At 42.9% G+C, this 7,905-nt stretch carries 5 protein-coding genes; 2 read left to right on the top strand and 3 right to left on the bottom strand.

Annotated elements, in window-relative coordinates:
* Positions 1–182: 182 nt before the first annotated feature.
* Both treC and treP read right to left on the bottom strand, forming a co-directional pair.
* Complete coding sequence (gene treC, locus A3I3_RS0108175) at positions 183–1,814, bottom strand: alpha,alpha-phosphotrehalase (protein WP_018372229.1); 1,632 nt, start codon at positions 1,812–1,814, stop codon at positions 183–185.
* A 79-nt stretch (positions 1,815–1,893) separates the two neighbouring features.
* Entirely contained in the window at positions 1,894–3,903 is a 2,010-nt protein-coding gene (gene treP, locus A3I3_RS0108170) for a PTS system trehalose-specific EIIBC component (protein ID WP_018372228.1), read from the bottom strand.
* 198 nt (positions 3,904–4,101) lie between these two features.
* Here treP and treR point away from each other — a divergent pair, with 198 nt between their 5' ends.
* Positions 4,102–4,821 carry a trehalose operon repressor gene (gene treR / locus A3I3_RS0108165; RefSeq protein WP_018372227.1) on the top strand — a complete coding sequence of 240 codons (720 nt, stop codon included), beginning with the start codon at positions 4,102–4,104 and terminating at the stop codon, positions 4,819–4,821.
* A 6-nt stretch (positions 4,822–4,827) separates the two neighbouring features.
* Here the strand turns inward: treR and A3I3_RS0108160 are convergent, their stop codons facing one another.
* Positions 4,828–6,162 (bottom strand): hemolysin family protein, encoded by a 1,335-nt coding sequence (locus tag A3I3_RS0108160; RefSeq protein ID WP_018372226.1) that lies wholly within the window; start codon positions 6,160–6,162, stop codon positions 4,828–4,830.
* Positions 6,163–6,399: 237 nt separating this feature from the next.
* On the opposite strand from A3I3_RS0108160, the gene gdhA reads away from it, so the two are divergent.
* The gene (gene gdhA, locus A3I3_RS0108155) at positions 6,400–7,746 is read left to right on the top strand and encodes an NADP-specific glutamate dehydrogenase (RefSeq protein WP_018372225.1); all 1,347 of its coding nucleotides are present in this window, start codon (positions 6,400–6,402) and stop codon (positions 7,744–7,746) included.
* Positions 7,747–7,905 lie beyond the last annotated feature (159 nt).

Raw genomic sequence — 7,905 nt, 5'->3', positions numbered from 1 at the left:
AGTAAGTTTGTGATAAAATTTAATTGTTCCATAAGATTCTTTCTAATGATGGTTTGATCGCTTTTCATTATAGGTCTTATGGGACTTTTTTTCTACAACAAAATAGGCTCCATAATTCCTAAAGTGATTTTACCCACTACAGAAATTATAGAGCCAGAACTTATCAGTTCCCCCTTTATATCTTATTTCCCCAGCAAAATCGCCAGGGTCTGATAAGCCTGTAGCTCAAGCTGCTTGCTGACTTCTACTGTGTCGTAGTTGCTGATGAGAACTTGGCCCTTTTGGTAAGCCTCAGGAATGTCTACGGTAATCGGAGTTGCGTAGAAATTATTGAGCACCAAAAGTTTTTGTTCCCCTAACTCCCGCTCAAAAGCGTAGACCTGTTGACTGTCTTCAAAAGCTGGTTTGTAAGTTCCTTCTGCCACAAGTGGTAATTCTTTCCGTAAGGCAATCAGTTTTTGATAAAAGGTGAAAATCGGACCTTTGATTTCTCGCTCTACATTGATTTGCGGGTAGGATTTTCCAACTTTTAGCCAAGGCGTGCCGCTTGTAAAACCAGCGTTTTCTGTCGTATCCCACTGCATAGGCGTACGAGAATTATCCCGCGACTTGGCTTGGATAATTTCAAAGGCTTGAGCAGCTGATTTGCCTTCTTCCAGCAAGATTTGATAGGCATTGAGCGACTCAATATCTGCATAATCATCCATGCTATCATAATCAGGGTCAAGCATACCGATTTCCTCACCCATATAAATATAAGGCGTCCCACGCGACAAGTGAATACTAGCCGCTAGCATGGTCGCTCCCTCATTGCGGAAGTTTTTCACATCCACAAAACGATTGAGGGCGCGTGGCTGGTCGTGATTGTTCCAAAAGAGGGCACTCCAGCCATCATGCTCGCTCATTTCCTTGCCCCAAGTATGGAAAAGATTTTTCAGTGCTTCAAAATCAAAATCTTTCAGCGTCCACTTTTGACCGTCTTCATAATCCACTTTCAAATGGTGGAAATTGAAAGCCATGGACAACTCATGCCGCTCTGGCACCGTATAAAGAATGCAATTTTCAATGGTGGTAGCGCTCATTTCACCAACCGTCATAAATTCCGCTTCCCTTTGACCGAAGGTTTCTCGGTTCAGGAGACGCAGATAATCATGGACAATAGGCTTGTCGGTGTAAGCCGGCTTGCCGTCATCAATCGGACAATTTTCCAAAACCTTATCCTTACCAATCAAGTTTATGACGTCAAAACGAAAACCTCTAACTCCCTTATCTTTCCAGAAATTTACCACCTGAAAAAGCTCCTTGCGCACGTGAGGATTGCGCCAGTCAAGGTCAGCCTGTGTCGGGTCAAAGAGATGCAGATAATACTTGCCTGTATCGCCAAAAGGTGACCAGGCACTGCCACCAAACTTGGAAACCCAGTCGGTCGGCTCGTCGCGGATGAAGAAAAAATCTTGATAGTAAGAGTCACCAGCTAGAGCCTTTTGGAACCACTCGTGCTCGGTTGAGCAATGATTGAGCACCATATCGAGCATAAAGTCAATCCCGTGTTCTCGCCCAACTGCCACCATTTCCTCAAAATCCGCCATATCGCCAAACAGGGGATTGATAGCGGTATAGTCAGAAATATCGTAGCCGTTGTCGCGCTGCGGGCTGGGATAGAATGGATTGAGCCAAACCATATCCACTCCCAATTCTTTCAAGTAGGGCAGTTTCTCGATAATCCCTTGCAAATCGCCAATCCCATTTCCAGTCGTATCCTTGAATGATTTTGGATAAATTTGATAAACTACTTTGCTTTTATCTAGTACCATATTACTCTTTCTACTTATCGCTAAAAGGGACGGAGTTCACACTCCCAATCCCTCTAGCTATTTCTTATTGACTACAAATTCAGATTTTTGTCGCTGTCATCAACTGATCACCAGCTTTGACTACACGTGGCAGCTGACCGAGTGCATCTGCTTGATACAGGTCTTGGTTGGTGATGATAACAGGTGTTTCAGTCACATAACCAGCTTCTTTGATGACGTCCATATCAAAGCTAATCAATTTTTGTCCAACAGTTACTTTATCTCCTTGGGCAACATGTGCCGTGAAGCCTTTTCCGTCCAACTGCACCGTATCCATACCAATGTGCATAAGCATTTCAACACCTTGATCGGACACAATACCCACAGCATGTTTCGTTGGGAAAAGGACAGAGACAACACCACTGACAGGAGCTACTAGTTCTCCTTCACTTGGTTCGATAACCACACCTTGCCCCATGACACCTTGGGCAAAGACAGGGTCTGTCGCTTGACTGAGTTCTTTGACTTGACCAGCAAGTGGGCTCGCAACTTCAATCAAATCTGCAAGTTGTGCAGCTTCTTTTGCCTCAACAATCGCTTCCACTTGTGGTGCTTTTACTGTTTCATCTTCTGTTTTTGTAAATAGTCCCAAACGACGGAAAACAATCGTTAAAGTAAATGGCACAATAATAGCAACTAGCATCGTAATGAAGAATGGGAACATATACTTAGCTTGGATAGATAAGATACCCGGAAGACCTCCGACACCAATCGCATTGGCAGTCACATTGAAAGTAACTGATAAGAAACCAGCAAGCCCTGAACCAATCATCCCTGCTACAAATGGATAAATATATTTGACATTAACCCCGAAAAGAGCTGGTTCGGTTACACCAAGGTAAGCTGAAATGGTTGCAGGAAGTGAAATCTGTGCCTCACGTTCATTACGACGATTCATCCAATAATAAGCAAATACTGCTGAACCTTGGGCAATATTTGAAAGGGCAATCATTGGCCAAAGACCCGTACCACCTGTGTCAGCTACTAATTGTGTATCAATAGCATTGGTCATGTGGTGAAGACCAGTGATAACAAATGGTGCGTAGAGTGCACCGAATACTGCACCAAAGAGCCACTTAACAGGACCAGTCAAGCCAGCCAGAACGATGGTTGACAACCATTGACCCAAAGTCCAACCGATTGGGCCCAAGACTGTATGCGCCAAAATCAAAGCTGGAATAAGAGATAGGAATGGCACAAAAATCATCGAAATGACTTCTGGGATTCGTTTCCGCCAGAAAATTTCTAGATAAGAGAGTGACAAACCAGACAAGAGCGCTGGGATAACTTGTGCTTGGTAACCGATACGATTAATTGTAAAGAAACCAAAATCCCAAGTCCAGTTTTTAGCAATTTCAGCCGCTGGTGTACTTGCAACCGCATAAGCGTTCAAAAGCTGCGGTGAAACTAAACAGATACCTAGAACGATACCCAGAATTTGGCTGGTTCCCATTTTACGTGTTACAGACCAAACAATTCCCACCGGTAAGAAGTGGAAAATCGCTTCACCCGGCAACCACAAGAATGAGTTTACCCCACTCCAGAATTTTGATACATCAACGATCGTATTATAGATCGGCTCGCCATCTTTGGCAAATTGGGCAACACCGTCCACCATTTTTTGCCCGAGCGCTTGAATTTGTACACCTTCAAGGATATTACGAAAACCAAGAATTAAACCGCCAACGATGATAGCGGGAATAATCGGCGTGAAAATTTCAGCCAACATCGTCATGACCCGCTGTATCGGATTCTGGTTACTTTTTGCTGCAGCCTTAGCAGCCTCCTTTGAAACGCCCTCAATGCCAGACACGGCTGTGAAGTCATTGTAGAAAATCGGTACATCATTTCCGATGATAACCTGAAATTGACCAGCGTTGGTAAAGGTTCCTTTGACTGTTGGAATTGCCTCAATCGCTTTGACATCAGCTTTTTTACCATCAGCAAGAACAAAACGCAAACGCGTCGCACAGTGGCTGACCGCTGTGATATTTTCCTTACCACCAATCGCATCTAACAGGCTTTTAGCTTCTTTTTCGAATTTTCCCATTGTTTGCTTGGTTAGGTTGCCCTAACACTCTCCTTTATTAAAAATTTGCTTGAGCCTTACAAGTTCACTTGTTCAACTCTTTCACATTCTCATTGTAAACGTTTGCTTTCTTGTCTGCAAGTTGTTTGTGGGAAAAAAGCCAAATTTTTGGTAAAATTTCTATAGTTGTATGTAGAAAAGTAGACAAGTGAGGATTTTATGAAAAAATATCAGCAATTATTTAAACTCATTGAGCAAGAAATCTTAAACGACAAGTATCCAATCGGCGATTACCTGCCCAGCGAGCACGAACTAAGCAAGCAATACCAAGTGAGTCGCGATACTGTTCGCAAGGCTCTAAATTTACTACAAAAAGCAGGGCTGATTGAGAAAATCCGAGGGCAAGGCTCCAAGGTTGTCCAGCAAGAACAGATTGATTTTCCTGTTTCCAAGCTAACTAGTTACCGCGAATTGGTGCAGCAGTTAGGAATTGTTTCCACAACCAATGTCATCCGTTTTGAAAAACTAACGATTGACAAAAAATTATCCAAAGTGACCGGCTTTCCCGAGCATTGTCTGGTCTGGCGCATTATTCGCCAGCGAGTGGTTGATAATGTTGCTTCTGTTCTTGATATTGACTACCTCGTCAAGGACTTAGCCCCCGCGCTCACGCGCGAAATAGCAGAGCAGTCGATCTATGACTATCTGGAACACCAAGTCGGGCTTGATATTGCCTATGCCAAGAAAGAAATTACCATTGACCATGCCACCGACCAAGACAAAATCCTCCTTAATATTGGTAGCGATCAACACGTAGTTTCTGTCAAGTCACAGGTTTATCTAGCAAATGGGCAGCAGTTTCAATACACCGAAAGTCGCCATAAATTAGAAAAGTTTCGCTTTGTTGACTTTGCTAGGCGGCACAAAGAAAAGAGTTAGATTTTTCTAGCTCTTTTCTTCTTCTGGTAAAATATCTGTTACAACTAATTTCACTTTTATGACTCGACCATTCTTGACCTTGTCATTGGTAAGAACTAAATGCTTGCTTTCACTATCAACTTCATAAGTCAAACGCTCCCCCTTAGCGGGAATTGACCCAACACCCGTAATATAGTAGCCCGCTATCGTGTCAACATCATCGCTTTCCAATTCCACTTCAAAATATTCATTGAAGTCATTCAAACTCATGGTTCCTTGGACAATGAAAGTTTGCGCATCAAGCTGATAAACATCAACCGCTGCCTTGTCTGTTTCATCATCAATCTCTCCGACAATTTCTTCTAACAAATCTTCAAGAGTGACCAGACCAGCCATACCACCATACTCGTCCAACAAAATTGCCATTTGATTTTGCGTATTACGAAGTTGTGTTAACAGATCGTCAACAAAGATCGTTTCAGGTACAAAAAGTGGTTCTTGCAAAATCTTACGCAGATAAATATTATCAAAACCATTGGTAAAAGCTTCTGTTAAGAGGCGCTTGGTGTGGATAAGCCCGATAACATTATCCTTATCACCTTCATAAACAGGAATCCGTGAAAAGCTTTGTTTCAAAATCGCTTCGATATTTTCTTTTGTATCGTCCTCAATATCAATCATAAAGGCGTCTGTCCGAGGCACCATAACTTCACGCGCCACGAGCTCGTCCAAAGAGAAAACTCCCTGCAACATTTCAATCTCATCAGCATCTAGCGTTTCTTCGCTGTTAGTCAACATGTACTCAATCTCATCGCGGGTCATCTTTTCATCCGCATCGTCAAATTCCATAGGAGTAATGCGACTGAGAAGGTTTGTCGAGGCTGACAGCAACCAAACAAAAGGACTGACGATCTTTCCAAGGAAAAGAACGAAAGGTGCCGTTCTTACAGCCAGCTCATCCTTAAGATTTAGAGCAATCCGTTTGGGATAAAGCTCACCAAATACAATGGAAATATATGTCAAGAGTGCTAAAGCAATAAAACTGGCGATCGCATGCGCTGTTTGAGACCCCCCCATGAGTTTTCCAAGCACTTGCCCAAGAGTATTTGCAAAACTAGCCCCTGACAAGATGTTAATCAAAGTAATCCCCACCTGAATAGTGGACAAAAAGTTATTTGGATTTTCAAGCACTTGCAAAAGACGACTGTATTTTTTATCCCCTTCTTCGGCTTTCTGCTCTACACGAGCACGATTGAGTGACACCATCGCCATCTCAGAAGCTGAGAAAAAGGCATTTAGTAAAGTTAAGATAAGAAGCAAAAGTCCTTGCCAAATCAAGATCTGGTGACTGGGGTCTTCCATAGTTTGAATTTCTCCATTCGATATAGTTTATAGACTATCATACCATATTTTGGTAAATTTTGCACGAAAGATTTTTGGGCTATTTCTTTATCTATAGAAAAGTTGACTTTTACACATTTAAATTTCTGTAAAACAAATTGTGCAAATTTTTAGAAAATTTCAATTTTTTCTTTACTTTTTAAAATTCTTTTGCTATAATAGCACATGTAACAAAATATAACATCAAAGGAGAACCCTATGACAACTGCTAAAGAATACATCCAAAGTACTTTTGAAACCCTCAAAGCTCGTAACGGACACGAAGCAGAATTCCTCCAAGCAGCTGAAGAATTTCTCAGCACCCTCGAACCTGTATTTGAACAACATCCAGAATATATCGAAGAAAACATCTTGGCTCGTATCACTGAGCCTGAGCGCGTGATTTCTTTCCGTGTTCCTTGGGTTGACCGCGACGGTAAAGTGCAAGTAAATCGTGGTTACCGCGTGCAGTTCAACTCAGCGGTTGGTCCTTACAAAGGCGGACTTCGTTTCCACCCAACTGTAAACCAATCAATCCTCAAATTCCTCGGTTTCGAGCAAATTTTCAAGAACGTCTTGACTGGGCTCCCAATCGGTGGTGGTAAAGGAGGCTCTGACTTTGATCCTAAAGGTAAAACGGATGCTGAAGTGATGCGCTTCTGTCAAAGTTTCATGACTGAATTGCAAAAATATATCGGCCCTTCAAAAGACGTGCCTGCCGGTGACATCGGTGTCGGCGGTCGCGAAATCGGCTACCTCTACGGTCAATACAAACGCCTCAACCAATTTGACGCTGGGGTCTTAACTGGTAAACCTCTTGGTTTCGGTGGAAGTCTCATTCGTCCAGAAGCGACTGGTTACGGTCTCGTTTACTACACAGAAGAAATGCTCAAAGCCAACGGCGAAAGCTTTGCTGGCAAGAAAGTTGTCGTTTCAGGATCTGGTAACGTTGCCCAATACGCTTTGCAAAAAGCAACAGAACTCGGTGCAACTGTCATCTCTGTATCAGACTCTAACGGTTACGTTATTGACGAAAATGGTATCGACTTCGATCTTCTTCAAGATGTCAAAGAAAAACGCCGCGCTCGCTTGACTGAATATGCTGCTGAAAAAGCAAGTGCGACTTACTACGAAGGCTCTGTCTGGACTTACGCTGGTAACTATGATATTGCTCTGCCATGTGCGACTCAAAATGAAATCAACGGTGACGCAGCTAAACGCTTAGTTGCTCAAGGTATTATCTGTGTATCTGAAGGTGCCAACATGCCTAGCGACCTGGATGCTATCGCTGTTTACAAAGAAAATGGTATCTTCTACGGACCTGCCAAAGCAGCTAATGCTGGTGGTGTAGCCGTATCCGCTCTGGAAATGAGTCAAAACAGCCTTCGTCTGTCATGGACTCGCGAAGAAGTTGACGGCCGTCTCAAGGACATCATGACCAACATCTTCAACACAGCTAAATCTACCGCTGAAACTTACGGACTTGGCAAAGACTATCTAGCTGGTGCTAACATCGCTGCCTTCGAAAACGTAGCGAACGCTATGATTGCTCAAGGTTTGGTTTAATTCCTAAAAAATTCAAAGAGCCTGGGACAAAATAATTCTCAGCCACAAAAAAAGCTAGAGCTTCCCAATTGCGGAACTCTAGCTTTTTAATTTTGAGTCGTTCTCTTATTGTATTTTAGGAGGTTATTGGCCATAAGTACCAATCCCATGTCAATTCTC

This window comes from Streptococcus massiliensis DSM 18628, assembly GCF_000380065.1.
Classification (GTDB): Bacteria; Bacillota; Bacilli; order Lactobacillales; family Streptococcaceae; genus Streptococcus; species Streptococcus massiliensis.
This window is presented reverse-complemented; position numbering and strand designations above follow the sequence as displayed.

Bases quoted from the DNA above. Each gene is read 5' to 3' on its own strand.
- treC (WP_018372229.1), bottom strand. From the start codon at position 1,814: ATGGTACTAGATAAAAGCAAAGTAGTTTATCAAATTTATCCAAAATCA.
- treP (WP_018372228.1), bottom strand. From the start codon at position 3,903: ATGGGAAAATTCGAAAAAGAAGCTAAAAGCCTGTTAGATGCGATTGGT.
- treR (WP_018372227.1), top strand. From the start codon at position 4,102: ATGAAAAAATATCAGCAATTATTTAAACTCATTGAGCAAGAAATCTTA.
- A3I3_RS0108160 (WP_018372226.1), bottom strand. From the start codon at position 6,162: ATGGAAGACCCCAGTCACCAGATCTTGATTTGGCAAGGACTTTTGCTT.
- gdhA (WP_018372225.1), top strand. From the start codon at position 6,400: ATGACAACTGCTAAAGAATACATCCAAAGTACTTTTGAAACCCTCAAA.